Origin of the sequence: Paraglaciecola mesophila KMM 241 (genome assembly GCF_000315015.1) — a bacterium.
Lineage (GTDB): Bacteria > Pseudomonadota > Gammaproteobacteria > Enterobacterales > Alteromonadaceae > Paraglaciecola > Paraglaciecola mesophila.
The window spans coordinates 152,133-179,120 of record NZ_BAEP01000047.1 but is presented as its reverse complement, the minus strand read 5'-3'; the positions used below and the strand labels follow the sequence as shown (position 1 = coordinate 179,120).

25 protein-coding genes are annotated in these 26,988 nt (G+C 42.9%); 13 read left to right on the top strand and 12 right to left on the bottom strand.

Annotated features, from left to right (window positions below):
- Positions 1 to 113 precede the first annotated feature (113 nt).
- Entirely contained in the window at positions 114 to 1,220 is a 1,107-nt protein-coding gene (gene zapE, locus GMES_RS10990) for a cell division protein ZapE (protein WP_006992756.1), read from the top strand.
- Positions 1,221 to 1,328: 108 nt separating this feature from the next.
- Positions 1,329 to 2,063, top strand: a complete 735-nt coding sequence (locus GMES_RS10985) for a YebC/PmpR family DNA-binding transcriptional regulator (protein ID WP_006992755.1) — start codon at positions 1,329 to 1,331, stop codon at positions 2,061 to 2,063.
- Positions 2,064 to 2,137: 74 nt separating this feature from the next.
- Here GMES_RS10985 and GMES_RS10980 read toward each other — a convergent pair whose 3' ends face one another.
- From GMES_RS10980 to GMES_RS10965, 5 genes are all read right to left on the bottom strand, one after another.
- Positions 2,138 to 3,127, bottom strand: a complete 990-nt coding sequence (locus GMES_RS10980) for a 5'-methylthioadenosine/S-adenosylhomocysteine nucleosidase family protein (RefSeq protein WP_153811075.1) — start codon at positions 3,125 to 3,127, stop codon at positions 2,138 to 2,140.
- Between the two features lie 230 nt (positions 3,128 to 3,357).
- A complete protein-coding gene (gene folE / locus GMES_RS10975; RefSeq protein ID WP_006992753.1) occupies positions 3,358 to 3,912 on the bottom strand; it encodes a GTP cyclohydrolase I FolE in 555 nt (184 codons plus the stop codon).
- 196 nt (positions 3,913 to 4,108) lie between these two features.
- Positions 4,109 to 4,285: a hypothetical protein gene (locus GMES_RS22680; RefSeq protein ID WP_006992752.1), complete on the bottom strand. Its 177-nt coding sequence runs from the start codon at positions 4,283 to 4,285 to the stop codon at positions 4,109 to 4,111.
- A gap of 230 nt (positions 4,286 to 4,515) precedes the next feature.
- Complete coding sequence (locus GMES_RS10970) at positions 4,516 to 4,944, bottom strand: CopD family protein (protein ID WP_006992751.1); 429 nt, start codon at positions 4,942 to 4,944, stop codon at positions 4,516 to 4,518.
- A gap of 39 nt (positions 4,945 to 4,983) precedes the next feature.
- Positions 4,984 to 6,663 (bottom strand): chloride channel protein, encoded by a 1,680-nt coding sequence (locus GMES_RS10965; RefSeq protein ID WP_006992750.1) that lies wholly within the window; start codon positions 6,661 to 6,663, stop codon positions 4,984 to 4,986.
- Positions 6,664 to 6,775: 112 nt separating this feature from the next.
- On the opposite strand from GMES_RS10965, the gene GMES_RS10960 reads away from it, so the two are divergent.
- The 3 genes from GMES_RS10960 to GMES_RS10950 all read left to right on the top strand — a co-directional run bounded on the left by GMES_RS10960 (position 6,776) and on the right by GMES_RS10950 (position 9,337).
- Positions 6,776 to 7,474, top strand: coding sequence for a DUF6776 family protein (locus GMES_RS10960; RefSeq protein WP_006992749.1), 699 nt, complete (start codon positions 6,776 to 6,778; stop codon positions 7,472 to 7,474).
- A gap of 114 nt (positions 7,475 to 7,588) precedes the next feature.
- A complete protein-coding gene (gene erpA / locus GMES_RS10955) occupies positions 7,589 to 7,933 on the top strand; it encodes an iron-sulfur cluster insertion protein ErpA (protein WP_006992748.1) in 345 nt (114 codons plus the stop codon).
- A 339-nt stretch (positions 7,934 to 8,272) separates the two neighbouring features.
- Entirely contained in the window at positions 8,273 to 9,337 is a 1,065-nt protein-coding gene (locus GMES_RS10950) for an EF-hand domain-containing protein (protein WP_006992746.1), read from the top strand.
- Between the two features lie 149 nt (positions 9,338 to 9,486).
- Here GMES_RS10950 and GMES_RS10945 read toward each other — a convergent pair whose 3' ends face one another.
- Positions 9,487 to 10,008, bottom strand: a complete 522-nt coding sequence (locus GMES_RS10945; RefSeq protein WP_006992745.1) for a DUF2937 family protein — start codon at positions 10,006 to 10,008, stop codon at positions 9,487 to 9,489.
- A gap of 119 nt (positions 10,009 to 10,127) precedes the next feature.
- Here GMES_RS10945 and GMES_RS10940 point away from each other — a divergent pair, with 119 nt between their 5' ends.
- On the top strand, positions 10,128 to 10,520 hold the full coding sequence (locus GMES_RS10940) for a hypothetical protein (RefSeq protein WP_033186557.1): 393 nt from the start codon (positions 10,128 to 10,130) through the stop codon (positions 10,518 to 10,520).
- 227 nt (positions 10,521 to 10,747) lie between these two features.
- On the top strand, positions 10,748 to 11,353 hold the full coding sequence (locus GMES_RS10935) for a DUF2726 domain-containing protein (RefSeq protein WP_006992743.1): 606 nt from the start codon (positions 10,748 to 10,750) through the stop codon (positions 11,351 to 11,353).
- A gap of 93 nt (positions 11,354 to 11,446) precedes the next feature.
- Here the strand turns inward: GMES_RS10935 and mdh are convergent, their stop codons facing one another.
- Positions 11,447 to 12,382 carry a malate dehydrogenase gene (gene mdh, locus GMES_RS10930; protein WP_006992742.1) on the bottom strand — a complete coding sequence of 312 codons (936 nt, stop codon included), beginning with the start codon at positions 12,380 to 12,382 and terminating at the stop codon, positions 11,447 to 11,449.
- A 165-nt stretch (positions 12,383 to 12,547) separates the two neighbouring features.
- Here mdh and argR point away from each other — a divergent pair, with 165 nt between their 5' ends.
- Entirely contained in the window at positions 12,548 to 13,012 is a 465-nt protein-coding gene (argR, locus tag GMES_RS10925; protein ID WP_006992741.1) for a transcriptional regulator ArgR, read from the top strand.
- 115 nt (positions 13,013 to 13,127) lie between these two features.
- Here argR and GMES_RS10920 read toward each other — a convergent pair whose 3' ends face one another.
- Positions 13,128 to 14,303: an endonuclease/exonuclease/phosphatase family protein gene (locus GMES_RS10920; RefSeq protein ID WP_006992740.1), complete on the bottom strand. Its 1,176-nt coding sequence runs from the start codon at positions 14,301 to 14,303 to the stop codon at positions 13,128 to 13,130.
- A 70-nt stretch (positions 14,304 to 14,373) separates the two neighbouring features.
- Positions 14,374 to 17,538: a TonB-dependent receptor gene (locus GMES_RS10915; RefSeq protein ID WP_006992739.1), complete on the bottom strand. Its 3,165-nt coding sequence runs from the start codon at positions 17,536 to 17,538 to the stop codon at positions 14,374 to 14,376.
- Positions 17,539 to 17,925: 387 nt separating this feature from the next.
- Here GMES_RS10915 and GMES_RS10910 point away from each other — a divergent pair, with 387 nt between their 5' ends.
- The 5 genes from GMES_RS10910 to GMES_RS10890 all read left to right on the top strand — a co-directional run bounded on the left by GMES_RS10910 (position 17,926) and on the right by GMES_RS10890 (position 22,897).
- Entirely contained in the window at positions 17,926 to 18,825 is a 900-nt protein-coding gene (locus GMES_RS10910; RefSeq protein WP_226990286.1) for a PhnD/SsuA/transferrin family substrate-binding protein, read from the top strand.
- The gene (locus GMES_RS10905; protein ID WP_006992737.1) at positions 18,815 to 19,750 is read left to right on the top strand and encodes a hypothetical protein; all 936 of its coding nucleotides are present in this window, start codon (positions 18,815 to 18,817) and stop codon (positions 19,748 to 19,750) included. The genes GMES_RS10910 and GMES_RS10905 overlap by 11 nt, the downstream gene beginning before the upstream one ends.
- 363 nt (positions 19,751 to 20,113) lie before the next feature.
- Entirely contained in the window at positions 20,114 to 20,737 is a 624-nt protein-coding gene (gene udk / locus GMES_RS10900) for a uridine kinase (protein WP_006992736.1), read from the top strand.
- 45 nt (positions 20,738 to 20,782) lie between these two features.
- Positions 20,783 to 21,991: a NupC/NupG family nucleoside CNT transporter gene (locus GMES_RS10895; RefSeq protein ID WP_006992735.1), complete on the top strand. Its 1,209-nt coding sequence runs from the start codon at positions 20,783 to 20,785 to the stop codon at positions 21,989 to 21,991.
- A gap of 66 nt (positions 21,992 to 22,057) precedes the next feature.
- Positions 22,058 to 22,897: a 2OG-Fe(II) oxygenase family protein gene (locus GMES_RS10890; RefSeq protein WP_006992734.1), complete on the top strand. Its 840-nt coding sequence runs from the start codon at positions 22,058 to 22,060 to the stop codon at positions 22,895 to 22,897.
- A gap of 60 nt (positions 22,898 to 22,957) precedes the next feature.
- Here GMES_RS10890 and GMES_RS10885 read toward each other — a convergent pair whose 3' ends face one another.
- The 3 genes from GMES_RS10885 to GMES_RS10875 form a co-directional block, all read right to left on the bottom strand.
- Complete coding sequence (locus GMES_RS10885; RefSeq protein ID WP_006992733.1) at positions 22,958 to 24,136, bottom strand: tetratricopeptide repeat protein; 1,179 nt, start codon at positions 24,134 to 24,136, stop codon at positions 22,958 to 22,960.
- Between the two features lie 149 nt (positions 24,137 to 24,285).
- Positions 24,286 to 24,960: an exonuclease domain-containing protein gene (locus GMES_RS10880; RefSeq protein ID WP_006992732.1), complete on the bottom strand. Its 675-nt coding sequence runs from the start codon at positions 24,958 to 24,960 to the stop codon at positions 24,286 to 24,288.
- A gap of 32 nt (positions 24,961 to 24,992) precedes the next feature.
- The gene (locus GMES_RS10875) at positions 24,993 to 26,828 is read right to left on the bottom strand and encodes a DUF294 nucleotidyltransferase-like domain-containing protein (protein ID WP_006992731.1); all 1,836 of its coding nucleotides are present in this window, start codon (positions 26,826 to 26,828) and stop codon (positions 24,993 to 24,995) included.
- Between the last annotated feature and the right edge of the window lie 160 nt (positions 26,829 to 26,988).

Sequence of the window (26,988 nt, the reverse complement as noted above, 5' to 3'; positions counted from 1 at the left end):
GATATTATACCCCTGTCACGCATTTATGCGGTCATTAAATTTCGATTCAATACCTCAACAAGATAAGCTTGGTGATTTTTAAGGTCATTCAGTAAAAGGAAAAGACACGCCTTATGTCAGCTTCAACCCCTTGGCAAAAATATCAATCAGATTTGCAGCGCGACGACTTTCATTCTGACCCCGCCCAAGCCAACGCAGTTAAACAGTTACAACGCCTTTACGATGACCTTGTAGCGCCAGACAAAGATCCAAGCCTGTGGACCAAAATTAAATTTGTACTAGGTAAGGATGAGAAAGCCCAGTCTATAAAAGGCTTATATTTTTGGGGTGGCGTAGGTCGAGGTAAAACCTACTTAGTAGATACGTTTTACGACTGCCTGCCATTTGAGAAGAAGATGCGGGTGCATTTTCACCGGTTTATGCATCGCGTTCACGAAGAGTTGAAATCTCTCGGCGGTCAATCTGATCCACTCAAAATAATTGCCGCGAAGTTTGCAAGCGAGGCCAAAGTCATCTGTTTTGACGAGTTTTTTGTGTCTGACATTACCGATGCCATGATCCTCGGTACGCTGATGGAAGAAATGTTTGCACGAGGAATAGTCCTAGTAGCAACGTCTAATATCATTCCAAACGAGCTTTATCGAAACGGATTACAACGGGCGCGTTTCTTACCCGCGATTGCACTGATAAACCAACATACCGAAGTGGTAAATGTCGACAGCGGCATCGACTATCGTTTGCGCACGCTTAAACAAGCTGAGATTTATCACTTCCCACTAGATCAAACGGCCAACGATAACCTTTCAGTTTATTTTACGCAGCTTGCCCCTGAAGAATGCCAGCACGATGATGCTATTACCATCAAGGGCCGAAAAATCCCCACCGTGCATCATGCTGAGGGCGTAGCCATGTTTGAGTTTCGCGCTTTATGTGACGGCCCTCGTAGTCAAACTGATTACATGGAGTTGAGTCGCTGTTATCACTCAATTTTGTTGGCGAATGTCGAGCAAATGGGTAAATCGGTGGATGATATTGCCAGACGTTTTATCGCCATGGTCGATGAGTTTTATGAACGTAACGTGAAGTTGATCATGTCAGCAGAGGTTCCCCTTGAAGAGCTGTACACAGAAGGCGCATTAAATTTCGAATTTCATCGATGCCTTAGTCGATTGAAAGAAATGCAATCACATGATTATTTAGCGACTGAGCATTTACCTTAAATAAGCATCAAGGCACAAATTGCCAACGTAAGGCGTTTGTACAAAGCGTGTATTTATCGGTAAAATCTTAGTCATATCCTTTTATTTGTAGCAAAAAAGAGAACATTAATGGGCAGAAAGTTTGAAGTACGTAAGGTAGCGATGGCAAAAACTGCTGGCGCAAAAACCAAAGTTTACTCGAAATACGGTAAAGAAATTTACATGGTTGCTAAAAACGGCGGCACGGACCCCCAAGCAAATTTATCATTGCGCCGCCTTATCGATAAAGCAAAAAAGGACCAAGTACCCAGCCACGTTATTGACAAAGCAATTGATAAAGCCGCTGGCGGTGCAGGTGAAGACTTCACCCCTGCACGGTATGAAGGCTTTGGCCCAGGCGGTTGTATGGTCATAGTTGATTGCCTAACTGATAATAACAACCGAACTATCACAGATGTGCGTAACTGTTTCACCAAAACTAACTCAAAAATAGGTGTAACAGGTACAGTAAGTCACATGTTTGACCATCAAGCCGTGTTCTCTTTCCCTGGCGATGACGAAGACGCTGTCTTAGAAGTCTTAATGGAAGCGGACGTTGATGTAACGGAAGTGGAATGTGAAGATGGCGTTGTCACGGTTTTTGCCCCTCACACCGAATACTTTAAAACCCGTACAGCACTAACCGATAACAACCCAGAACTTGAATTTGATGCGGATGAAATCACCTTTGTGCCGCAAACAGAAACAGCGGTAACAGGCGAAGATGTCGCTACGTTTGATAAGTTTATGGATATGCTGGAAGATTGTGATGACGTGCAAGACGTATATCACAACGCTGTGGTAGAGCGCGAAGACGAAGAATAACTCTCAGCTGAGTCTTGGTTTCAACTACAAAAACACCGTCAAATCGACGGTGTTTTATTATCTACATAACACGCTCATTGAACAGGCAAAGCAACCACTTCATCTAATACGCCTAGCAGCAATTTAGCCCCCGTACCTGATGCAATACCATCAAATACGTTCTCAACATTTTTACCCTGCTGACCACCGGCTAAATCACTAATAGAGCGGATAACAACCCAGTCAACGTCATTCACAAAGCAAACCTGTGCAACAGCGGCGGATTCCATTTCAGACACATCAGCGTTAAACACTCGGCGCACCCAATTTCGGTATTCCGCATTATCTAAAAATACCGAGCCTGTCACACCGTTTCCGCCTACCTTAACCTTTATTGCTTTACCAGATGGCATAGCAATGGGGCTAACTTTTTTAATTGCCTTCTTCGTTAAATCAAGTAGTTCACTGGAGGCGGTAAAATATGGCATTTGTCGAGGACTATCCCAGCCCTCTTTAATCACAGCCATTTCTTCAGGGTGTATAAAACCAAAATTTTCATACGCTGGCGAATGAGGATCTTGCTTACGACGATCCAAAAATGATGCTAATGATTTTTCATAATAATCTGGTAGTACAAATTGCCCTTCGTTCTCAGCGTCTGGATTAATGTAAACAGACTCATCATGAAAATACCATCTAGCAGGCACAGCAATGTCACCAGGAGTAAACTCACTGCTTATCGCCCCAGCTATCCCCATCATTATAACTCTGTCGATCGGAAAATAGTCGAGCGCCATTTGCATAGTCATTGCGGCATTCGGTACGCTTATTCCAGTGGTAAAAATAACTATCGGCTCACCTTTATATGTTCCTAGTTGATACTTTACGCCCTGGAAAGTAACGGTTTTGGTGATGTTAGCGTCAGGTAACTTGGCTATCGCAGCATCAATTGCTTTAATTTCAGGCTCATACGCTGCAACGATCGCGGTCCATTTGTTATCAACCTCAAATGTTCGGGGGCCATACTCGCTAAAAGGATCGGTGTTTTTAGCTGCAACCGTGAAAGTAGTGAGCATAATGCACATCACTGTCACGGTTTTGATATTGCCCATTAGTCGGCAAAAGGAGGGGATAGCTTTCAATGTCATTTCAATTTCCATACAAAAAAGATGCAGACGCACCATATTGGAGCACACGGTCTGTGCATTTAACGATTTTACGCAGCTTTATATGCGCTGAGGAAGTGAGTATGACAAAAGCATGCCAACACTTAATGATTTAAGGTTGGCGCGCTTTTTTTGAGATTGATAACGTGTTACTTACCAATCAAACGAAGAAATTCGTTACGTGTTGCATCTGACTTACGCATCGCACCTAGCATTACTGAGGTCACCATAGACGAGTTTTGCTTTTGAACACCACGCATCATCATGCACATATGTTTGCCTTCCATGATCACGCCGACACCCGCCGCGCCAGTGACTTCTTGAATGGCATCCGCTATTTGCTTGGTTAAACCCTCTTGGATCTGTAGGCGACGTGCATACATATCTACGATGCGAGCAAACTTAGATAGACCTAATACCTTACCCTGTGGAAGATAAGCAATGTGGCACTGGCCAATAAATGGCAAAATATGATGTTCGCACAATGAATAATATTCAATATTTTGAATAACGACCATTTCGTCTGTATCGGCTTCAAAAATAGCGCCATTCACTACGTCACTAAGGTTTTTCTCGTAACCATCGGTCAAAAACTGCATCGCTTTGGCGGCACGTTTAGGCGTATCTACTAAACCACCTCGCTGAGTATCTTCACCTAAGATCGATAGAATTTGCGAGTAATGCTGGGTTAAATCATCTGACATTAAATCTGACTCTGTAATTAGAAATAGACGGGCGACGTTGAAGAGCAGTTAACTTGAGGTTAGGGCTATACTTGGGCGCCATATAATCGCCAGATGATAGCATTTTCTTAGCGGGGGGTTAAATGCTTGATGTCACATCAATGTCATATTCCTTATTCCGAATATATCGATGTGCAATAATGGCTTTTAAAAGACGTTACTTTAAGCGTTGTTCAACTGATACTCGCATATTCGCAATGTACATATCTAACGCCAATTTTGCAGTTTCATACGCTTTTGCGCTATCGGCAGAATTAGGGTGCTTTTTGTACTCTTCAAAGGCGAGATCAGACTGGCGCAAAAGGGTTTGTAATTTTACCTGCACAACATCCATATTATGACATTCTCTGATTCCGATTTTCTCCTTCAGATTAGCAAATCAGTTGACTAAAGCAAACTAGATATATGCCTAATTACAAATCTTTACATTAAATTAATTGTGGCACAATTAATAAGGCATCCTCTCTTGGGAACAGAAATTTCAGGTTATAATAAAGCATCTTAATCATGTAAGCGTTTTATTTTCAAAAAGTCCTATTACCTAATGGTTTTGCTCTACAGCCCTTAGATAAACTTCACCACGGCTAAGCACACTATGGCTAGCAATATCAGCACTGGCGCTTCGTTTAAAAATCGATAAAAACGTGAGGAATGCTTATTTTCATCTCGGGCAAATACTTTGACCAAATGGTAAAGGTAAAAATGATAGCCGTACAAAAGTATCACCAATAGTAATTTTGCATGTAGCCAACCTGAATGGGCAAACCACGACGTGCCGTATTGATAGATTAAGCTTAAGCCGAAAATCAAAGTCAATAACGCAAAAGGCGTGATAAAAAACCATAATTTTCGTTCCATTATCTTAAATTGGTCACGCACCGCTTGATTATCAGTTTGCGCATGATAAACAAATAATCTAGGCAGATAAAAAATCCCCGCCATCCAAGCGATCATGAAGAAAATGTGTAAGGCTTTGAGCCATAAAATGCTCATAGGATAACTCTCCAAATACTCATGGCAAAGCACATCATATTAATATTGTGCTTTGTGTAAATAGCTACGCAACATGTTCCAAGTGATCACACCTGTGATATTGCTTGGTTCATTTTCATAAACATACACCGCGCCCTCACGACTGCTTTGCAGCAATTCATAGACTTCGCCCAGCGTTGACTGAAATGACACCCCTTGCATGGCATAAAATGCCAAGGATGATTCTTCTCTGCTAAGACTGATATCGTATTGAACTAACGAATATTGTACGTCAATTTCAACACTGTTTCGCTGCACCACAGGATGAGTCGGGGATGTCTCTAAAAATTGTAAAATATGGTGTTGCTGGGCGTTATTGAACAGTTTAAATTCTTTGTCCATCACCGCGAGCACACCGGTTTTCTGCAGGGCTTCTAATACAGATGACGTACTGTAAGGCAACTTTTGGTAATCCAACTGACGGATGAAGATAGAGCTGTTTCCAAGAAACTGGGTCGAGGTCACATACGCGGGTACAATTACTAAAATAGCAGGCAAGATAAGCTCAGGGCTATAGGATAACTCCATCACGGCTGACAAAGCAGCTAGCGGAGCATGTACTACAGACGTCATCAAACCGGCCATCCCAAGCAGAGCAAAGCTACCGCTGAGCTGTTCCATGTTATCTACGGCTAGTCCCAAAGGCGCGGCCAATAAGGCTCCGCTTAACATACCGAGCACGAAAACCGGCCCCATGATCCCACCCGGAACCCCTAGCCCAATGGCAATAATGGTGATAAAAAACTTAGCGCAAAGTACAGCTACCAGTAAAACAACATCTTGCTGCTGTAGCACCATGTCATGTACAGAAAAGAAATGCGCTCCTAATGCCTGAGGTAGTACGTAACCAACTACGCCGGTAATCACAGCGGCAATGAGCAAGCGCTTTATCATGTTAAAACGCTGGAAAATATGCATGACTTTCATCAAAGCATTATTGAATAGGGTCGCTAATGCGCCGAGCAATATTCCAAACAAAATTAAATACAGGTATATCCAGCGGCTGAATTCAAAAAATTCTATAAAGTCGAGCTCTTGCGCTTGACCAAATACCGCTCTGGTCATCACGGTGCCACAGGCCGCCGCTAACATAATAGGGATAAAAATATGGATCTTATATTCGCGCAGTACCACTTCCATTACAAAAATGACGGCAGCAAAAGGCGTATTAAACGAAGCAGATATACCAGCGGCTATTCCGCATCCCGACAAGATACGAATACTGTTGTGAGGCAGCTTTAACCATTGCCCAAAAAAACTGCTGCCCGCAGCCCCTAAGTGCACCGATGGGCCTTCTCTACCAACAGAGAAGCCACTCGCTAATGCGAATGCACCACCGAAAAATTGATTAATCGTAGTGCGAAAAGGGATATGCCCGAAGCGTTTTTTAACGCGGTGGATCACAAAAGGAATACCCATTCGGTAATGCTTAAATCCAGTAAGGTAGGCAACACATAAAATAAGCACTACGCCGATAACAGGCATGATCGCCCGCTGTAGAGCAGATAATGTCGTGAAATTATTCACTTCATCAAGATAAAGAAGCTGCAACCACTCCACACTTAAGCGGAATAATATGATCACCGATGCAGCGCAAACACCGCCAATAATACCCAATACACACAATTGAATAGAGGTGCGCGGTGTAGCCAGCTCTTGTCGAAATGCATTAAGGGACATATATTAGCGCTATTAATACGTTAGGGAATGGCAGCATCTTACCACAAGCCGCTGTAATGTAAGGAATTACCTTATATTTCTGGTTTATGGTGCTGGCGAGGTAAAATAGTTTGTGAATTATACAGAGTTAAAACAGCGTTTCGGCCCTTATCAGTTTTACGCCTTAAGTTTGGTTATCCTATTAATAACCGGCTACTTAGCCTTTTCTTTTGGCTATAAACTCAGTGATGAACAACAAACACTCCTAAACCAGCTTAAGAATAGTAGTGAGAGCCTTAGGCTAGAGAACGCAGATCTTTCACGCCAAGTAAATGTAATGAGTGTTGAGTTAGATATCGCGACAACCACTCAAAGAAAACTCGCTGAAGAGACAGAACTTGCGCTGGCTCGGGAAGTGTCTTTGCGTAAAGAGCTTGGGTTTTATCAACAAGTGATGGCCCCTGAGTTAAGTGCCACAGGCTTAGCCATTGATGGGTTTGCTGTCGAGAAAACCTTAAGCGAAAACTATTACCGCTTAAAATTAGTGCTTTTACAGCAAGATAAAATCAAAGCTACGCTCAATGGTACTGTGCAGTTAGTGATACATGGCAGTGAAAATGGACACCCCAAAAGCTATTCGTTAACTTCACTCAACGACCAAGGCCCACTAGCATTTCGCTTTAAATACTTTCAAATGCTAGAGCAGGAATTTACCCTGCCAACAGACTTTTTAGCTGAAAAAGTGGTCATTACTGCTGATGTTTATAAATACAAACGTAAACTGGGAGAACTAAATAAAACCTTTGATTGGTCACTATCGGCTAGCGAATAGTTGATAAGATTAGTCAGGTATTAGATAATAGCTGCATTATGTAGCTCGCTTACAGTAAAATCTTAAGATCCGCGCTATCCCCTATCCACTTATTTGTATACACAGAGGTAATTTATGTCGGTGCAAACAGCAGTTCCAATCGAATTCTCCGACGCCGCCGCACGTAAAGTTAAGGCGCTTGTCGAGGAAGAAGAAAATCCTAATTTGAAATTACGCGTTTATGTTACCGGCGGTGGTTGTTCAGGTTTTCAATACGGCTTTACTTTCGACGAGAAAGTGAATGACGGTGACACGACCATAGACAAGGATCAAGTGACCTTGGTGGTAGACCCCATGAGCCTTCAGTACTTAGTAGGTGGCGAGGTTGATTACACTGAGGGCCTTGAAGGCTCTCGTTTCTTAGTCAATAACCCAAATGCAACCACAACGTGTGGCTGTGGCGCTTCGTTTACCGTATAACCTCCGCTTGCTAAACGTGAGACTGTAACGTGCAGTTTCACGTGCCTTTTTAAAGCTTTACCATACTATTTTCTTCCCTGCTTTTTCTCCCGTGCTTTTTCTCCCATGCTTTTTCTCCCATAATGCTTGATGAATTTTTGCTTGATGAATTTTGCTTGATGAACTTTTTTCACTTTGTGTCTCCAATATTACGCAACATACTGTTAACAGAAACGGTTAAACGTTAGTAACCCACTGAATATTAATAATATTATTTAGTGGCACGAGTTATGTATTCTCTTCTTTGAAAGTCACATCTGTCTATTTTTATACGCAGATATATGAACCAAGGAATTGATTATGAAGAAACTCACCTTAGCATCGATTATTACCAGTGTATTAGCTACCTCAGCATTTGCGGCGCAACAGGATACGACGACTCAAGAAATTACAGCGCAAGCTACCCACAGCAACTTCGCGACATTAGACACCAATCAAGATGGCTTTATTTCTCAAGGTGAAGCCAGTAAAGACAACGTGTGGAATTATTTTGTCAAAGTCGATGAAGACGCGAACGGGCAGTTAAGCCCGAGAGAATTTAACACCTATGCCAGCATCTACAGCAAAGCGGACATTGGATTGGCAGATACAGTTGTTGTAGGCGAAAACGCCGACACCGTTGATTCAAAAGAGCAACTTGCCACATCTGACACTGACGCTGCTATGGGTGACACATCAGATTCGATAGACACGGCCGACAAAGCCATGGACGATGCCAAAAGTGCTATGGATGAAGCCAGCGATAACCCCAAAGAAATGGCCGACACGCAATTAAGTCAAGCTAAGCAAAATGCGATTTCGGCTAACGCACAAAACAGTAATGCAAAGCTTGATACCCAACTTACCGAACATGATAGTCATGATGACGTAAATGCCAGTGCAGGCACAAATAACAAAATGAAAGACGCAGAATCGAATGCCCAAAATGCACTTGATAACGCCAAAGAGCTAAGCGCCAAAGGCCAAAGCTCACTCGATCACAATGCGGATGCAATGAACAAAGAGCTTGAGAGCTCAGCGGTTGAAGGCTTACAAGATGAAGTCTCAGATAAAAGTGAAACAGAACAGCAAAATTTGGCCGCCTCGTCGGATGTATCCATCGACGCGGATTTAGAGCGTAGTAATCCTGCATTGAAAGCGCCTGAGCAGCCAGCCCCAATAGAGCAGGACTTTTCTGAAGTAGATGCAAACGCCGATGGCTTCATCAGTAAAGAAGAAGCGAAAAATGCAGAAATATCAGAGCACTTTGATAATGCAGATGTAGACAGCGATGACAAAATTAGCCAAGAGGAATATGACACCTTCGTTAAAGGGCAGCAATTAACCATGCGTTATTCCGTTCGCTATCCTTATGAATCAGACTAAACGCCATTATCTCAATATATGCAATTAACTGCATTCAGTCGGTTTGTGATCACGCAAGCCGGCTTTCACTTTACCTCTATGACTTACGGCCTTCAATTGTTATGAAAACAAATCCTATGGAGTAAGTGAGCGCTCACGTCAACTACAAGTTAACTGCGCTTACGTACCGCGTGAAAACACATTGAGCAGGTTTTTGCACTTATACCTATCATCATATCAAACAGGGCTGCAAACAATAATGCGATACATATCCCCCACCCTAACGCTACAGGGTTCAATGGCACCGTATAGCTGTATTGAGTGACGGTTTCTTGTAAAATCTGAGGGTTGTATTGAGTTGCCAAATAATACGCGCGTCGCACCACGCCACTATTTAAATTATCCCATTGAACTTGCAGCAGGCTTGCACGGTTAAAAATAAGCTGAACATTCTTAGCATCTTGGCGGAATATCACATCTTCACTTTGCTCATAATGGCGTATTAATTTTTGCATATCGCCTTTGAAGTAGCGTTCTGCTGTTTGCCTAAAGCCAGCTAAATTTTGTTTTGCTTCAATTAAGTGAGCGTCAACGCGCTTCTGATACTGGTCAATAAAGGCTGGGATCTGCACACCTGAAAGTAATCCAATGGCAAAAACAGCCAAACGCAAATACTCTCGAACAATATTCATTTACCCTCCTTTAACCGCGCTATACGCATAAATAGGATGCCATACCTAAGATACGGTATCAGAGATTGTCAGTTATTCATCAAAAATCTATTATGCTGTTACTTTATACGAGGTGTTAGATGGCGAATACAATAGCAGTCGTTAAGCGCAGCACGCTTTGCTTACTTATTAGCGGGGTATTCTCGAACGTCTTAAGCGCACAAAGCCACTCTTTAGACGTTGACAGTGTTGCGCCAACGACTTGCCCCACAGATTTTCATGGGATTGAGATACCAACAGACGCCAGTGCTTGTCTTTTATTTGCCGATGCGCTTCCAGCATCACTAACCTACCATAGCAAGCAGACCCCCAATGATCTTATAGCGTTATTCCGACAGCATATTGATGGGCCAATCTCACAAAGTTTGTCGCAAAATCGCATTCTTATGCGCCTACAAAATGATTACAAAATTATTGTTATCTCTCCCGATGAGACAGGCAGTCAAGTAGGTATACTTATCAACCCTAGATAAATGGGATTAATTGCCCCAGCGGCTTTTGCTCTGCGTTCTCACTATTTGAAAGGGAGCAACCATAACTCCATTGTGACGCCTTAATCAAAAACCGCTGGACGTATTTTGAGGGGGCACTTATTAATGCGGAACGGTATAAGACCTATGGCACTCTCTTTGCAACATCCCCTGTAGACATCAACACAGGCGAAAACTGTCAAAAATTTGGCAGGCCCATAGGAGCAGGTATGGAATTGGCAATTATCTTAATGATGATATTGATTGTAGTGGCAATCGGCGCAGTGAAATTAAATGAACCCAGCTTAACTTTCCCATTTAAAAAGAAGACTAATTTATTTACTCCTGTAGAGCGCAGCTTTCTGGCTCTTATCGATGAGGCGGTGGGCAATCAATTTAGAGTAATGTGCCGAGTTAAACTTTCTGACGTGGTCGCCACCAGGGAAAGCACCAGCAAGAAAGCCGGTAAAAGTGCGTTGAGTCGCACCAGCGGTCGCCATCTTGATTTTGTTTTATGCTCAAAAGCCGATATGACTCCTGTTGTGGCTATTGACTTAGTACACGCCACACAAAATGGCAAAGACGGCTACAAACGGCAACGGGATTGGTTTGTCAGCGGCGCATTAGATGCAGCTCGTATTCCCCATGTGCGCATTAAAGTACGCTCAGGGTATACCGCTCACGATATACGCCAGTGCATTGATGCCAAATTAGCGTCAGTACGCATTGCCTCGAAAAACACTCCTTTAGTTGCAGGCACTGCAGGTCAAATTAAAGATCCTAACATCGCCACACGCCCGACTAAGCCCTTAGGACAAGATCCTATGGCCGCTTAATCCTAGACATTGCGATTAGGCAGTATTGATTTGCTGAATAGCAGATATAAAAAAACCAGCATCCGCTGGTTTTTTCAATTATAGGGAAATGAATTAGTTATTAACGAATTCAACACCTAGTTTTATGTCGCCACGTAGGCCTTCAAGCATTGACTCTTTTGCTTTTTGCTCGAAGTCACTCAACTCACCGTAAGGTAGAATTTCTTCTACGCCATTCTTACCCAAACGAACTGGGTGTGAGAAGAATTGAGCGTCATCACTGTTGGTTTCGACATAGGTGTATTCAACCACATTTTCACCGCGCATTGCAGAAACAAGCGACAAACAGAAACGAGCAGCAGCTTGACCCATTGATAAGGTAGCTGATCCGCCGCCAGCCTTAGCTTCAACCACTTCTGTACCTGCATTTTGAATGCGAGTCGTCAAACTAGCGACTTCTTCATCAGTAAACTCAACACCTTCCACCTGAGAAAGCAGAGGAAGAATAGTGGTACCAGAATGACCACCGATAACCGGAACATGCACATTAGCAGGGTTCAAGTCACGTAAATTGCCCACAAACGTTTCTGCACGAATAACGTCAAGCGTTGTTACACCGAACAATTTGTTCTTGTTGTAAACACCCTTAGCTTTCAACGCTTCTGCAGCAATTGCCACAGTGGTGTTAACTGGGTTAGTGATGATGCATAAACAAGCTTCTGGGCAATTGTCCGCAACACTGTCAACTAGGTTTCTAACGATACCAGCGTTGATGTTGAACAAATCAGAACGGTCCATACCCGGCTTACGTGGAACACCAGCAGGAATAAGAACAATGTCACTGCCTGTTAACGCTTTAGCTAGGTCGTCTTTACCAAAACCTTCAACTTTTACGTCAGTAGGGATATGACTTAAATCAACCGCAACGCCAGGTACGACTGGGGCTACGTCGTAAAGGGCTAGCTCTGTACCAGCTGGCAATTGGGTTTTTAACAACAATGATAATGCTTGGCCTATACCGCCAGCTGCACCTAATACCGCTACTTTCATAATTCTCTCCTGTGGAATGCTAATCAATTCGCGAACGAAACACTAATGCAAGACCCGCGAAAAAACAAATAAATGCTGAGCTGAAAATGTTCGAATTTGAATGTGAGGGCAAATTGCTTAAGTTCAAGTACTAAGGCAAAATAGCCACTATAAATAGAGGAATATATGGCTACTCATAAGCAAGAAGAACTCATCAAGGCATTTAAGGATATCTTAAAGGCCGAAAACTTTGGCTCTCAAGGGGATATTGTCGACGCGTTGAAAACGCAAAACTTCGACAATATCAGTCAATCCAAAGTATCCCGAATGCTCAGTAAGTTCGGTGCAGTGCGCACGCGTAATGCCAGAGGAGACATGGTCTACTGTTTACCTCCAGAGCTAGGCATGCCTACGGCTCGCAGCCCGCTTCGTCAGTTGGTGTTGGATATAGTGCACAACAATGTGATGATCATTATCCGTACAAGTCCCGGTGCGGCGCAGCTCATTGCTAGATTGCTAGATTCCTTAAGTCAAAAAGATGGCGTTCTAGGCACTATTGCAGGCGACGATACTATTTTTATTGCACCGTCTGATATCAATCAAATTGAAGAAATCCGCATGCGCGTCGAAGCGTTATTTGAAAATGTATAAGCCATGATGCATAGCGCGATAGCGCATAGCCAAGTAATCACAACCCTGCATCCGTAAGCATACGAGTGTAGGATCGTCACTTGTTCATACATGCACTCGCCACTGCTGAGCGCTTTTAGTTTGATATATCTACATCTGCCCACACCAATCGATGATCAGATGACGCCTGACGATTTTTAATCAATCGATAGCTATCCTCTTCCGGTGTTGGCCAAAATACGCCACTAGCGCTTACCTCACCTAGCGTCTTACTAGGAAGAACATAATCAGCCCGCATACGCCAAAAGGCGGTATGAGACGCTCCCAGAGCGTTTTCAGGGCTATGCACAGCCCCGCCTGCACTAGTAGGAACGTTGTGGCTATTCACCTTTGAATTTTTAAGCAGTGAACCAATGCCATCTTTGTGGCCGTCGCCTTCTTCAGCGGAGGCATTCAAGTCACCCAAGACGACAAAATGATCTTTGTTAAGGCCGCCTTTTTGCTGTTTATCATCATAAATATAGTCGGCGGTCTTGCCACCCGATATGTAATCGGTCCAAAAACGAATCTCATCGTGATTACGTTTTCCATTTCGGTTTTCAGGGCCATCAAAAACCGGTGGTGTGGGGTGACTTGCTAGAACATGAACTAGTTTTCCATCGATGCTGATGGGCACATCCCAGTGGGACTTAGACGACAACCTAAATATGGCTTTTGCCTGAGGTGAGTACCAATCTGCCCCCTCTTCAGTTTTTACGCTATTAAGTAGCCCATTAGGCATATCCTTCCACAAGAATTGTTGGAACGTTCTTGCCTGCTCACTTTCAATTGGATATCTGCTTAACAAAACCATGCCGTATTGCCCTGGATACAAACCAAAAGCAAAAGTATCGCCACCATTGTCAGTGGACGTTCCATTATGGTTAAGGTCGACCCCAGAAGGCACGCCAGTATTCACAGGAGCGGTGTAGTAATAAGGGTAATCAATACTCTTGGTGCCTAGCTGAGAGACGGCCAAATAGTGATTGATAAATGCTTTTACCCCCTTGTCATCATCTGAGGTGTAATCAAACTCGTTTAGTAAAATGATATCAGGGCGCACACGCTGAATAATCTCAGCAATGTTCTTAATCTGTTGATTCTCACCGCTCTGCAAGTTTTCAAACAATTCCTGGCCGGTCGGCGTTACTCCTTTAGGCAAGTAATTACTCGCTTCCATACTCACGTTAAACGTTGCGATCCGCACTGTTTTCGCTTCCGCCACTAAAGGCACTCCTACAAGTAAAACCAATAACCCAAAAATTCTATGCATATTTACATCCTCAACACCAATAAAAAAGCCGGCTACAAGAGCCGGCTTCTTAGCATTATCAAATTAATGATTAGAACGTGTATTTAACACCAGCTCGAACTTCCCAAAGTGACGCATCAGCCACTCTAGTCTGTCCTGCAGGCGTAATAAATGCGTTATAAACATATTGACCTGCGTCGTTGATTGAAGCATCAACTACAGATTGTTGACGTGGGAACGACGCTTCTTTCAAAACCCCCCAATCATCATTCAACAAGTTACCAATATTTTCGATAACGATGAAGGCACTTCCTTTATGACCTTCGTAGAAGCCTGCGAATTCTTGGCTAACTTTAACGTCGAACTTAACCCACCAATCACTGTTAACGCTATTACGGTCCATGATTTCACCGCGAGTAAGGCCTTCCGCATCAATAAACGCATTGAATGCATCTAAGTCAAACCCTTCACCGTATATTACGCTAGCATCATTAACTGTTGGGATATAAACCAACTGACGGTCATTGCTGTCGCTTTGCCCCAATGTATCGTTAAGGAAGTTATCGCCATCATTTCGATCTTGGTTATCAAACGTGTAGCTGTAAGGACGTCCTTCGTTCGCTGTTCCGAAAAGGCTGAAGCTAGTATTGTATCCGTCAAAGAATTCATGCTTATAAGACAAACGAAGCGTGAAGCGATGAGGTATTTCAAAGTTAGAGGTTGCTATGCCAGGGTTTTGAGGATCAAAAACTGCAGTACTTGTGTAGTTCGAGAACGCTACAGAGCTAGTCATAGGGCTAACTTCATTTGATTCGGTGAAAGCATAAGCAAATGATGCATCTAAACCGAAATCAAAGGTCTTACTTAAGGCCAATGAAATTGACGTCGAATCACCTGAATCACCATCGACGTTGGTCAACAAGTAATCTTGTGAACGGCCGTTGCTAGTGTAAATTGGGCGTCCGTCAGGCGCTGTCTGGTCAGTAAGAACGCGTGAAACATCACTGATAATCGCAGCGTTTTGCTTCTTAGAATATAAATAGTCAACCATCAATACATAGTCGTTTTCGAACGTATATGTACCACCAATTGCATATTTCCACTCAGATGGGATTTCAAAGTTGGGATCTTGGAAGTTAAGGCCACGGTTAGAGGCTGTTCCGCTAGCAACGCCGTCAAACAAGTCTTGAGGAATATCATAAATTGGGCGACCTTCACCAGTGAACGCCATGTCAAATACAGATGTGCCAGAGCGGTCTTGCTGCTCTACTTGTATTACACCATTGTTCGAATAGTTGTTAGACAACCAAACGTTAGGATTACCACCCGAATACAAACCAACACCGCCTCGCACTTCTAACTGCTCTGTCAACATCCAGTTAACGCCCAAACGAGGTTGAAGCAAATCAATACCGTCTAAGTTTTGCTGATTAGAGAAACCATATGTTTCTTCAACAAATGGGTTTTCAGGCGGCAAATCATCACTTGAGTACCAGTCATAACGAAGGCCGTAGGTGATCGTCATATCTTGGTCTAACCAGTAATACTCGTCTTGGATATAAGCAGTATGGATATCGTAAGAGAAAGCCGCAGCAGCATCGTTAACGTCATTGGTTACAGCAGCATTTTCGTAAGTGATACGGAAAGGCGTTCCAGCTTCGAAATCATCAATAGAACCGAAACGGTATTCACCTTCAGCTTCTTGCACGAACAAGTTGAAAACATCTAAACTTTCAAACTCATAACCACCAGTAATAATGTGGTCACCTGTTGTGTAGGTACCAGCCAACTTCAATGTATCTGTGCTGTAACTCAACTTGTTAGCATGGCGAGAATCATCGGCACCCAGATAAACAGTTGCACGAGAACCGTCGTTTTCGGTAGAAATCTGAACTTCACCAAAATCTGTTCCGCCTAAAGGAACTACATTTGCATCGTAGTCAGAGGTACCGATACGTAATTCGGTTGAGAAATTATCAGACCAATCAGAGTATAAAGACCCTACATATGACTCTAATTTTCCGCCTTGCTCATAATAATGGTTAGAAAACTCATATTCGTCAGAATCCCCATCAGATTCACGGATAGTATTACCATCGTTGTAGTTGTAAACAAGAGACGCACGATGATCGGCATTAATCTGCCAATCAAGTTTAAGCATGATTTTTTCATCTTCTACCGGAATGCTAGTTGTAAATGCACCCGGATCATAGCCGTAGATATCGTTAGCTATTTGTTCAATTCGGTCTAGTTGAGCCTGAGAAACACCTGCAACCTGAACAGCTTGATTTGAGTCTGCTGAACCACGGTCAAACAACGTCGCCCCTTCAAGTTTTTCATATGAACCGAAGAAGAATAATTTGTCTTCGATTAATGCGCCGCCAACATTGAAACCGTAACGCTTTTCGTTAAAGTTGCCTACCGTTAGCTTCTCGCCTTCCAATTGATCACCACGAAGAGAGTCATTGGTATAGTCGAAGAAAGCCCCACCATGCCATTCATTTGTACCAGACTTAGTCACAGCATTGATGTTACATGCTGTAAAACCACCGTACTGAACATCGAAAGGTGCTAATTCCACTGCGACTTGATCGATCGAGTCATAAGAAAAAGGAATTCGAATGGTTGGATAACCATTGCTATTCAACCCGAAGTTATCGTTGGTACGGATACCGTCGACCGTCAAACTGTTAAAACGTGAGTTAGCACCGGCACACTGAATACCGTCGCCGAAAGCTTCATCTACGTAGATACGCGGATCGATACGTACTAAGTCTTTGATATCACGGTTAATGGCAGGAGCTGCCTCCAAGTCAGATAAACTAAAGTTAGCCACGGGTCCAGAAGCGCCATAGGTTGCGTTGGTTACGCGGCCGCTTACTGTAATAGTTTCAAGGTTCTCTTCCTGTTGAGTGGCTAAATCTAAATTAAGGCTTTTAGTTTCGCCTAAATTCAAGAAAACACCTTGCTCAACCGTTTTATTGCCTGATTGATCCATCACTTCTACGGTGTAAGGACCACCAACACGCATACCACGAAGGTTATAACGACCGGTTTCGTTAGTAGTCAACACTTTCACAGCCCCTGTGCGGGTGTCTGTGATAGTAACTGTTGCGTTTGATACTGATTGACCACTTTGTGAAAGAACTGTACCGCCTATGCTTGAAGACGTTTCCTGCGCAAGAGCAGCAGAAGACATGCCTAATGACATGGCTACCGCAAGCGCGATGCTGGTGAGTTTAGTTTTTCTTAGCATTGTGTGTTTCCTAAGGTTTGTGAGTATTAAATCGTGTTAATTTTTATGCCGCTATTATTTTATTTTTATGTTGCATTTATATTACTGCACTGACCAGTAACCAACAAATTTGACTAACTGGTCAAAAATTCCCTGCCCGCTTTCTTATTTTCTTTGTAAACGGTCACTTTTATTTTTATACGTCATGAGGTGACACGATTTGTGACAAACTTTGACTTAGCCAGTGTGAACAAATTTTGCTAAGTAAAAACCCCTCAACAACATTCATAACTTCTTATTATTAATTATTTTAAATCAATAACTTACCACCTTCAAATAAATTTACCTATTGCTTTAAGTAAGACTAACTGGTCAAATCAGTACAACAAGTAAAAATACCGAACTTGAGTGCAGAAAAGAATTTTGTCGATTAACGCGATTGCCTTGCCCATCCTATCCGGAATATTTATGCTCGCCAGCTGGTATGCAGGTGTCTATTCAAGCGTAATAAAAAGTGAAAATTTATCTAACTTAATTTCGCAGTCGCTCACTTGCCAAACTCAATCGGTAAAAAATAGTGACGATCTTGTTGTTTTTATAACCGATCAAGGTATGGCTAGCAAGCTCCTTTCGTCTTTGTGCAGTAACCAGACGATTAACCGCCAATACGGAAATGTCACTGTTCAGTGGAGCCACAACGAGCAAGAAATTATTCAGTATGTAGGTAAAGGAATTGCTGATCTTGCCTTGGTCAAAGAAAATGTCATGTTGGCTTTTGCTGCAGAAACGACTTATAGATACCAAACTGTAGCTCAATACAAAGACTACTCCACTTATTTAATCTCCTTAAAAGAAAAACCAAAACTGACTAAACAATATTTATGGGGTAAACGCTTGGGGCTGTTGGACTACCCTAGCAGCCGCTCGGGGCATATTGTACCTAAAGGACTACTGAATGAGCTGGGCATTTCAGAAGCTAATATGGATATTGTGTATGTAAATTCTCATGAGGCACTGCGCGACCTTCTTGCAACAGGTAGCGTGGATATCATCTCTTCATTTTGGAAAGACAAAGACGCTGAGCGTTTTTCCGCTAACTACATCACCCCGATAAAAACGAAGGTCAGTGGGAGTAAGTGGTATTTGAAGATGGAAACCCAAAATACAGATTTAATCTGCGAAATTCAGAATACCTTGACGACTCTATCGACGAATACGCAATCAGACTATTACCGCCAGCTTGAGCTAGTGCCCTATCACTGCCCGTTACCAAAAAATTCAAATGAAGTGCTAGAACATGAAAACTAAACTGATTTACGTTGGCCTTTTTACCCTCATATGGTTAATTTTTCAGTTTGCCTTTGTTATTGGCGTTCATTTCCAAGCGACATCAAACCAGGCTCAATTCTTAGCTAACATTGAAAAACGTATTGCAATCGACTTACCCAAATTACGCTTAGCGAACCCCAAATTTAAAACGGTGGCTGACACACGTTCTGTTAGTCATTACATTTCAGATTTGAATAGTGTACTTGATGAGCAACACTCCCCTATTGATGTCATCTCAATACAAGGAATTGTAGAAGCGGATATTCAAAGAGCAGAGGATAGCCGAGAAACATACCTAGAAACTCATGATCAGAAAATCACCATCCAGTACGCTGTTAGTACTACCTCGATAGCTGATTACGTTGGACTTGCTCCACTTATACTTGCCACACTGCTTAGTTACCTGTGCATTCAAAGGCTAAGATTAACTCATAGAAACACAGCTGACTTACAGAAAGAGTTAGAAACGCCAGTGAATCATCAATTAATTATTGATCTAAAAAGCAAGAGCATAAGTTATGTCGATGGCACCACACCAATAATATTACCGAACAAACCTTTTTGCTTTTATGCGGCCCTTGTGGACTATTGCATACAAGATAACAGCGCTAACTTGAGCAACAGCAGTGACGTACCTGAAGAGTTGATTCAGATGGCGAATAAATACTTCTATCGTTTGATCGATTTAGGACATACTAAACGTAAACGCCCAGATTTTGCAGCCAACCTAGATAAAACGTTGAGTGAGATTCGCTCAGCTTTGGACGAAATATTCGTCGATCATCAAGAAGAAAAGGAGCTGTTTTATCCACCTAAAGCACAAGGTGAAGGCTCTCGCTCTAAATTGCATAATTACGCGCTGCCTAATATCAGCGCCGAAAAAGTCTTCTTTATTGGAAAGTAATCTCTCTCACGTGTAAGCCATTCACGAAATATATTCCCCCTAAACTCCCTAGGGCTTATTTCCCGCATTTTACAAAACGCCTTCAGGAATTGGTGTTATCCAAATGTACTGCTGTGTCAATTTAATACCATTTGAGTCGAAAATGAGGTCCACTTTTTTACAATAAAACTCAACCCAACAAAAACTTGACCATATGGTCAACAAATCGTAACCTTGTTGCGTTAATGTTAACCAGAGGGGCTAACATTGTGTAGATTTACGAATTGTCATAAAAATTGCTATATAAATACGTTGTGAAAACTGACTTTTTCACCGTTCGCTGGTATCTTTCAGACAATCTCACATCTATCAATTCGGAGTGGTATGTCTGCCCCCCTCGTTATCGCTATCTCCGGTGCTTCTGGCTCGGGTAAATCGCTGTTTACTGAAAACTTACTTAAAGAATTCTCAGAAGACGGCAAACATGTGCAAATACTTCGTGAAGATCATTATTATCGCGCCCAAGACCATCTCCCCATGGAGGAGCGTGAAAAGAATAATTACGATCATCCCAAAGCGTTTGAACACGAGTTATTGGTTGAGCACTTGCAGGCCTTGAAGAACTGGCAGTCAGTTGATTACCCTCACTACTGTTATAAGACTCATACTCGCTTGGCCCAAACTGAAAAACTAATGTCAGCACCGGTTATTATCATTGAAGGGATCATGTTGCTAGCAAACCAAGAGCTTCAGCCTTTGTTTGATATCAAGATTTTCGTAGATACACCGCTAGACATTTGCTTATTGCGTCGAATGAAGCGAGATATAGCTGAACGAGGACGCACGCTAGATTCGGTTGCAAAACAATATGAATCAACCGTTAAGCCCATGTATCACCAGTTTATCGCGCCGAGTCGTTTTACTGCTGATGTTATTGTGACCCAAGGTGGAAAAAATCGTATTGCATTGGATGTCATTAAATCACATATCCAGCAGACGCTACTTTAGCCATTAAAATAACGACGATATAAAAACAATAATTAAGGAGTTAGAATGGTCAGTTTGATTGGCATAGCTGTTCTGTTCATACTTGCGATATTGCTCTCAGCACATCGTAAGTCGATAAACTGGCGTACAGTGGGTGGCGCTTTTGCTATTCAGGCTATTATTGGTGCTTTGGTTCTGTACTTCCCCCCAGGGAAAGAATTTTTACTGGGCTTAACCGTCTATGTAAAAAATATAATTGAATATAGCCAGCAAGGCATCGATTTCATTTTTGGCCAATTAGGCAATAAGTCACTTGGCTTTATCTTCGCCTTTAACGTGCTACCTGTTATCGTTTTTTTCTCGTCATTAATTACCGTGCTTTATCATCTGGGCGTGATGTCTTGGATCATTCGTCTGATCGGCGGGTTCTTGCAAATAGCCCTTAAAACAAGCCGTCCAGAATCCATGTCGGCTGCTGCTAATATATTTGTAGGCCAAACCGAGGCCCCATTAGTCGTTAAGCCTTTTATTCCCCATATGACACGCTCAGAGCTGTTTGCCATTATGGTCGGTGGGCTAGCGTCTATTGCTGGCTCAGTCATGGCAGGCTACGCCGGAATGGGTGTTGAGATTAAGTATCTACTTGCGGCTAGTTTTATGGCGGCACCGGGCGGCCTGTTGATGGCTAAAATCATCATGCCTGAAACCCAAGAATTTAAAAACGAGTTGACTGAGGTCAACAACGAAGAAGACAAATACGCTAATATTTTTGACGCTGCGGCAAGCGGTGCAGCCTCGGGTATGCATCTCGCTTTAAATGTGGGCGCTATGTTACTTGCTTTCATTGCATTAATCGCATTATTAAATGGCCTTATCGGGTGGGCCGGCGGTCTTGTAGGGGTCGAAAATCTAAGCTTTGAAGTCATTCTCGGGTATGTTTTCCAGCCTCTCGCATGGGCCTTAGGCGTACCGTGGGATGAAGCCAATCTCGCTGGTAGTTTTATCGGGCAGAAAATGGTGGTGAACGAATTTGTCGCTTACGTAGACTTTCTGAAATACCAAGCCGACTTATCGCCGGGTACCCAAGCTATTGTTATTTTCTCGTTGTGCGGCTTCGCTAACTTCTCATCCATCGCTATTTTAATGGGTGGCATTGGAGCATTAGCACCAGGCCGACGTAAAGAAATCGCGCAAATGGGCCTAAAAGCAGTGTTGGCCGCCACTCTCGCAAACTTAATGAGTGCCGCCTTAGCTGGCCTGTATCTCAGCTTATAGAAATTGATAAAGGAATGACTGCCAAGGTTGGCAATCCATTCACACTTAAAGACAGGAAAGATTATTATGCAATTGCTCGCCGTCGATTACACAGCACCAGACGCGGACAAAAAGTTCGTTGAATCACTGCGCCAAACCGGCTTTGGGGTGCTAAAGAACCACCCTATTGAACAATCAACGGTAACCAGTATCTATAAGAACTGGCAGGCGTTTTTTAATTCTGATGACAAACTGCACTACGCGTTTGATAACCAAAGTCACGATGGCTTTTTTTCAACCAAGGTTTCAGAAACCGCAAAAGGGTTTAAAAAGAAAGATATTAAAGAATACTTTCATTATTATCCTTGGGGAAAATGCCCTCCTGACTTAAAGCAAGAATTACAAGACTATTATCAAGCAGCCAACAATCTAGCATCTGAGTTACTCGGTTGGGTTGAGAAATATTCACCAACCGATGTAGCTGCGCATTACAGCGAACCACTTTCTGGCATGGCAGTAGACAGTGATCAAACATTGCTGCGTGTTTTGCACTATCCGCCAATTACAGGAAGCGAAGAGCCGGATGCTATTCGTGCCGCCGCACATGAAGACATCAACCTTTTGACGATACTCCCCTCAGCGAATGAGCCTGGATTGCAAGTGAAAGGAACTGGCGACGAGTGGATTGATGTCCCCTGTGACTTCGGGACTTTGATTGTGAATATCGGTGATATGCTTCAAGAAGCATCCGGTGGCTACTTTCCATCTACGTCTCACCGGGTGATTAACCCTCAAGGTGCAGATCAAACTAAATCGCGAATTTCACTGCCCTTATTCTTACACCCTCGCCCAGAAGTTGTCTTGTCTGAACGTCACACAGCCAAAACCTACTTAGCAGAGCGATTGCGAGAATTAGGCGTAGCCTAGATAAATCATAGAGATACCAAAAACCTACTTCAATATGAAGTAGGTTTTTTTGGCCTAAAATTATATTGATGAACGAGAAAGAAGGTCCAGCTTCCCTTGGTATAACTCTTTCTCTTGTAGGTTTTTAGTGGTGCGTTTGGCCTTCTTCAAGTAGCGCTCACTTTGCGTCTTCTGCCCCATTGCATGATATGTTCTGGCTAATGCAAAGAAGATTTCATGACGATCGTTATCAATCGCTAATGCGCGATTAAAATGCGCTAGCGCTCCCTGCAAATCTCCTTGGTCAAACTCACGTCGGCCTAAATCGAGGTGATAAAAAGGGTTTCGCAAACGCTTGCTTTCAACTCGCGCAAGGATCTCCTGAGCCTGCTGCATTTTATTAGAATAGTTATACAAATACGCTAAGTTTTCCCAGGCGGTCAAGTTATCAGGTGATGACGCTAGTGCTTTCAAATACGCTCTTTCAGACAAAGTGTATAGCTCTGAAACTCGATACAAAAAGCCTAGGTTTACTAACGCCGAATCGAAATTTGGTTCAACTTTCAGCGCCGCTGCGAAATACGCGTATGCTCGGTCTCTATCATTGGATAATAGGGCATCCGCGCCTTTATTATTATAAAACATGGCGATTACTTGTTGTTTTGTTAACTGTGTTTTTGGGAAATGCTGCCTCAACGCTTGCGGATCAAAATCAATTTGGTAACCACGTTTGTAAAAATAATATGAATTAGCACTTCGCGGCCTAGGTATTATCTGTAAGTTTATATGCCCATTTAGCAAGCTAATACCGTCTCTGCGAGTCCAATACTCTGGGATCTGCACATCTTGAAAACGAACGCTTAAATCAGCCTCATTGGCTAATGCGTAAGTCATAATTGACAAAGAAAGGCAATTTGCTGCTCGGTTGTGAAAGGTTTCATTGGCCGTCGTATTAGCATCGCCACGATAGAGTAAATCAAAGCTCAACCGTTTAAATATGCTGCGCGCCAGCGTTTCCGTCCGTTCTATAGGATCGTCTATGTGCCCTACTGTGCGTTTTACATAGTTTCGCGCTTCCTTATCTAGACGAAAAATGTCTTTTTCAGATTCGATATGGACGTCTTTCGCCAAAGGAAAGGCATCATCATTTAAAATAGGGCCAGATACATCTTGTACTGTTGGGGCGCTTTGGCAAGCCGTTAAACCAAACAAAAATAGTAGCGTTAACCAGAATGAATGCTGCTTCGTAAGATAATTCACGAGACTTCTCCTCTTTGCTTCTCCTTTAAATTTAGTTAAAAAGGCAGCAATAAGCTATAACAAAGAGAAAAAATAAGTAACAATCTATTAACAAAAGTTTAACGGGAATTTTTTAGAAAATACAATCAGTACTGTTCTAAATTACTCGCTCAATCGGTAGACGCAGGAAAGACTTGGAGTGCGTCAGTCACCACCAATGCTTTTAGGGTATCGGTATTTTTAGGCGCAAACTTTTGAATTTGCGCAAAGAGTAATTCCAAAGTGGCCATCGCATCGTCTAAAGCATTGTGCGCTGGTACCGCCGGCAAATTATAGCGCGCGCGACACACGGGTAGCACCACGGCATTTGGCGGGGGCGGACGTAAATTCTTCGTGAGTTGATACAGTCCAAAACGCAATGTGTCCAGCGTAACAACTGTGGGGAGAGGGATATTCAACTTCTTAAATACACCGTTTAACACCGTCATATCAAGATTGGTACAATGGAATACCCATACATGGCTACTGGCAAATTGTCTTAACGCTTCCAACGCGATACGTAACGGTTGCCCTTGGGCAATATGATCAGCGGTTAAACCGTGGATGACGGGGCTTTGATTTAACGATGCTGTTGTTGATATCACCTGATAGTAACAACTTTGCAGAGAAATTTGCTTGCCCTGACCTTCAACCCACCCTATTGATAGTATTTTAGTGTCATTCAAATCAAGAGACGTGAGCTCTAAATCAATACATAAAAAAGGAATATCAGCCAGTGGCATGGTTAACCAAGCTTCTGGGATAGGTGGCTTAGGTGCAAACCACTTTTTTAGTTTTTTAAACATCAGTCTTTCTCTCTGGGCATACTCAGAATGCGTTAACCTAAACCACCGGCAAATTTAAACACCGCGGCTTGCTGTGTTCTTCGGATAACGCGCATTGCCTCTTTCAATTGATATTTCTCGATAGACGACAAATCACTGATCGAAACATAGTTGTCAGTCACCTTGTTTTGAATTTGATGACGCCACCGCAGGCGATTAAGAAACAGCCATATATCGCGCAAATTTTTAACGTCTTTACTCGACAACCCAGCGTGTGACAGCAGCCCCTCTAATCTATGGGGAATGGACGGCATGGTTAGACCATTGGCCAAAGAGTAAATTCTCACAAGGTTATTGATGATCGCCACCCCACTATTTTTCATATCGATGCAGTCTTTTTTAGGTAAGCCTTTTTTATATACAAATTTCTGAAACATAGACAAAGGAACATGCCCATCGCTGGCGTGACGCGTAAGCGCGGCAATAAACCTCGATTGTTTAAGTAACTCCTTTCGCTCCACATGTAATTGGGAAAGCAAAAACCGATTTCCTGCCACTGCGCGTACATCAAGAAATATATTGCAGTTTAAAATGGCTTCTGGACTCGGCTCTCGTACCCAACTTTGTGCTTGCTGCACGGCTTGCTTTATTGACATACGCAGTGCTGGGTTGCTGGCCATAATGTTTCCCGTGCACAGTTTAATACCGCATTTATCTAGTCCCCGGCATACATACTCAGCCATATCAGCAAAATAGGCAGATTGCTCAGGGTTTGGCTCTGTGGCGAACAGTAATCCATTGTCCTGATCAGATCCCATGGTCTGGTCTTCACGCGCTTGAGAGCCGTAAACAAGCCAGCAAAATTCCATCGGCGCTTCACCATGTTGCTGCTGATAAAAGCCAATGAGCTTTCGCGTCATAATATCCGTTGCCTGAGACAATACCTTGCCAGCTATATCAAAGTCGCCAAGACGTTTAGCGTGTTTCGAAAAATAATGCGGCAGTTGCCATGAAAGTCTTGTCAATTCGTACAAAGACGGCGCTTTAGTTAACTCGTTAATAACGAAAAGCACATTGCCTCTTTGATGACGTATCATATCGCTCGCGGTCAACATCCCAAGAGGAACGCCGCTACTTTTATCCACAACAGGTAAATGGTGCACATTGTGCTCTGTCATGACGCATAGAGCATCGAATAACGTTCGCTGATCGCTAATTTTCACTGGATCTCGCGTCATTATTTCACTAACCGCAAGGTTCACGTCGGTTTGCTGCGCCACCACACGATTTCGTATATCTCGGTCAGTTAATATGCCAACGAGTAATTGGTTATCCGTGATGACAAGAGAAGAAACGCCGCTTTTTGACATTACTTGCACCCCTTGCAAAATTGAGCTGTTAATATCTTCGCTTACAATCCCATCAGAAATCACTTCGCTTATCGGCTTATAAAGCCACATAGATTTTGAGTCATCTACCTGGTCACTATAAATTTGTTCAGAGGTATAATTTCGAAAAAAGACTCCAATACTTGGATGGGTGGAAACACATTGGGCGAAACTCTTTTTTGGGATGCAATATACTAATCCAGGGCTATCGACAGTGACTGCTATTTTATTCGACTGTTTTTGCCATAAGTTGTCACAACCGAAATAATCCCCATCACTCAAGTGGCGTTCTGATTCAGCGGAGTCCTTAACTGAATATTGCCCACTGTAGATAAGAAATAATCCCCCTTGCTGCTGTTTAAGAATATTAGGCGCATCTTCTTGACTAAAGTAAGCAACCGTAATGGACTGCGCCAATCTATTCATTTCATGCTCATCAAGCACTTCAAAGGGAGCTGAATCGCGCAAAAACTCTAAGATATGTTGGGGGATATGGTTCATGCCAGCTCCAAAATTAAGTTAACGCTAGTGGGTGCACCGCAACCAAATAATGGTTGCAGGATACAAAGCGAAAAAGCACACAGTACGCCGTTTTTAAATTAAGAAAAGCGTGCTCAGAATAATAAGACAATACCACAAAGCACTGTTACCTTGATTGTAA

What these genes read in the sequence shown, in the direction of transcription:
- zapE (WP_006992756.1), top strand. Translation starts at nt 114, where the DNA reads ATGTCAGCTTCAACCCCTTGGCAAAAATATCAATCAGATTTGCAGCGC.
- GMES_RS10985 (WP_006992755.1), top strand. Translation starts at nt 1,329, where the DNA reads ATGGGCAGAAAGTTTGAAGTACGTAAGGTAGCGATGGCAAAAACTGCT.
- GMES_RS10980 (WP_153811075.1), bottom strand. Translation starts at nt 3,127, where the DNA reads ATGTGCATTATGCTCACTACTTTCACGGTTGCAGCTAAAAACACCGAT.
- folE (WP_006992753.1), bottom strand. Translation starts at nt 3,912, where the DNA reads ATGTCAGATGATTTAACCCAGCATTACTCGCAAATTCTATCGATCTTA.
- GMES_RS22680 (WP_006992752.1), bottom strand. Translation starts at nt 4,285, where the DNA reads ATGGATGTTGTGCAGGTAAAATTACAAACCCTTTTGCGCCAGTCTGAT.
- GMES_RS10970 (WP_006992751.1), bottom strand. Translation starts at nt 4,944, where the DNA reads ATGAGCATTTTATGGCTCAAAGCCTTACACATTTTCTTCATGATCGCT.
- GMES_RS10965 (WP_006992750.1), bottom strand. Translation starts at nt 6,663, where the DNA reads ATGTCCCTTAATGCATTTCGACAAGAGCTGGCTACACCGCGCACCTCT.
- erpA (WP_006992748.1), top strand. Translation starts at nt 7,589, where the DNA reads ATGTCGGTGCAAACAGCAGTTCCAATCGAATTCTCCGACGCCGCCGCA.
- GMES_RS10950 (WP_006992746.1), top strand. Translation starts at nt 8,273, where the DNA reads ATGAAGAAACTCACCTTAGCATCGATTATTACCAGTGTATTAGCTACC.
- GMES_RS10945 (WP_006992745.1), bottom strand. Translation starts at nt 10,008, where the DNA reads ATGAATATTGTTCGAGAGTATTTGCGTTTGGCTGTTTTTGCCATTGGA.
- GMES_RS10940 (WP_033186557.1), top strand. Translation starts at nt 10,128, where the DNA reads ATGGCGAATACAATAGCAGTCGTTAAGCGCAGCACGCTTTGCTTACTT.
- GMES_RS10935 (WP_006992743.1), top strand. Translation starts at nt 10,748, where the DNA reads ATGGAATTGGCAATTATCTTAATGATGATATTGATTGTAGTGGCAATC.
- mdh (WP_006992742.1), bottom strand. Translation starts at nt 12,382, where the DNA reads ATGAAAGTAGCGGTATTAGGTGCAGCTGGCGGTATAGGCCAAGCATTA.
- argR (WP_006992741.1), top strand. Translation starts at nt 12,548, where the DNA reads ATGGCTACTCATAAGCAAGAAGAACTCATCAAGGCATTTAAGGATATC.
- GMES_RS10920 (WP_006992740.1), bottom strand. Translation starts at nt 14,303, where the DNA reads ATGCATAGAATTTTTGGGTTATTGGTTTTACTTGTAGGAGTGCCTTTA.
- GMES_RS10915 (WP_006992739.1), bottom strand. Translation starts at nt 17,538, where the DNA reads ATGCTAAGAAAAACTAAACTCACCAGCATCGCGCTTGCGGTAGCCATG.
- GMES_RS10905 (WP_006992737.1), top strand. Translation starts at nt 18,815, where the DNA reads ATGAAAACTAAACTGATTTACGTTGGCCTTTTTACCCTCATATGGTTA.
- udk (WP_006992736.1), top strand. Translation starts at nt 20,114, where the DNA reads ATGTCTGCCCCCCTCGTTATCGCTATCTCCGGTGCTTCTGGCTCGGGT.
- GMES_RS10895 (WP_006992735.1), top strand. Translation starts at nt 20,783, where the DNA reads ATGGTCAGTTTGATTGGCATAGCTGTTCTGTTCATACTTGCGATATTG.
- GMES_RS10890 (WP_006992734.1), top strand. Translation starts at nt 22,058, where the DNA reads ATGCAATTGCTCGCCGTCGATTACACAGCACCAGACGCGGACAAAAAG.
- GMES_RS10880 (WP_006992732.1), bottom strand. Translation starts at nt 24,960, where the DNA reads ATGTTTAAAAAACTAAAAAAGTGGTTTGCACCTAAGCCACCTATCCCA.
- GMES_RS10875 (WP_006992731.1), bottom strand. Translation starts at nt 26,828, where the DNA reads ATGAACCATATCCCCCAACATATCTTAGAGTTTTTGCGCGATTCAGCT.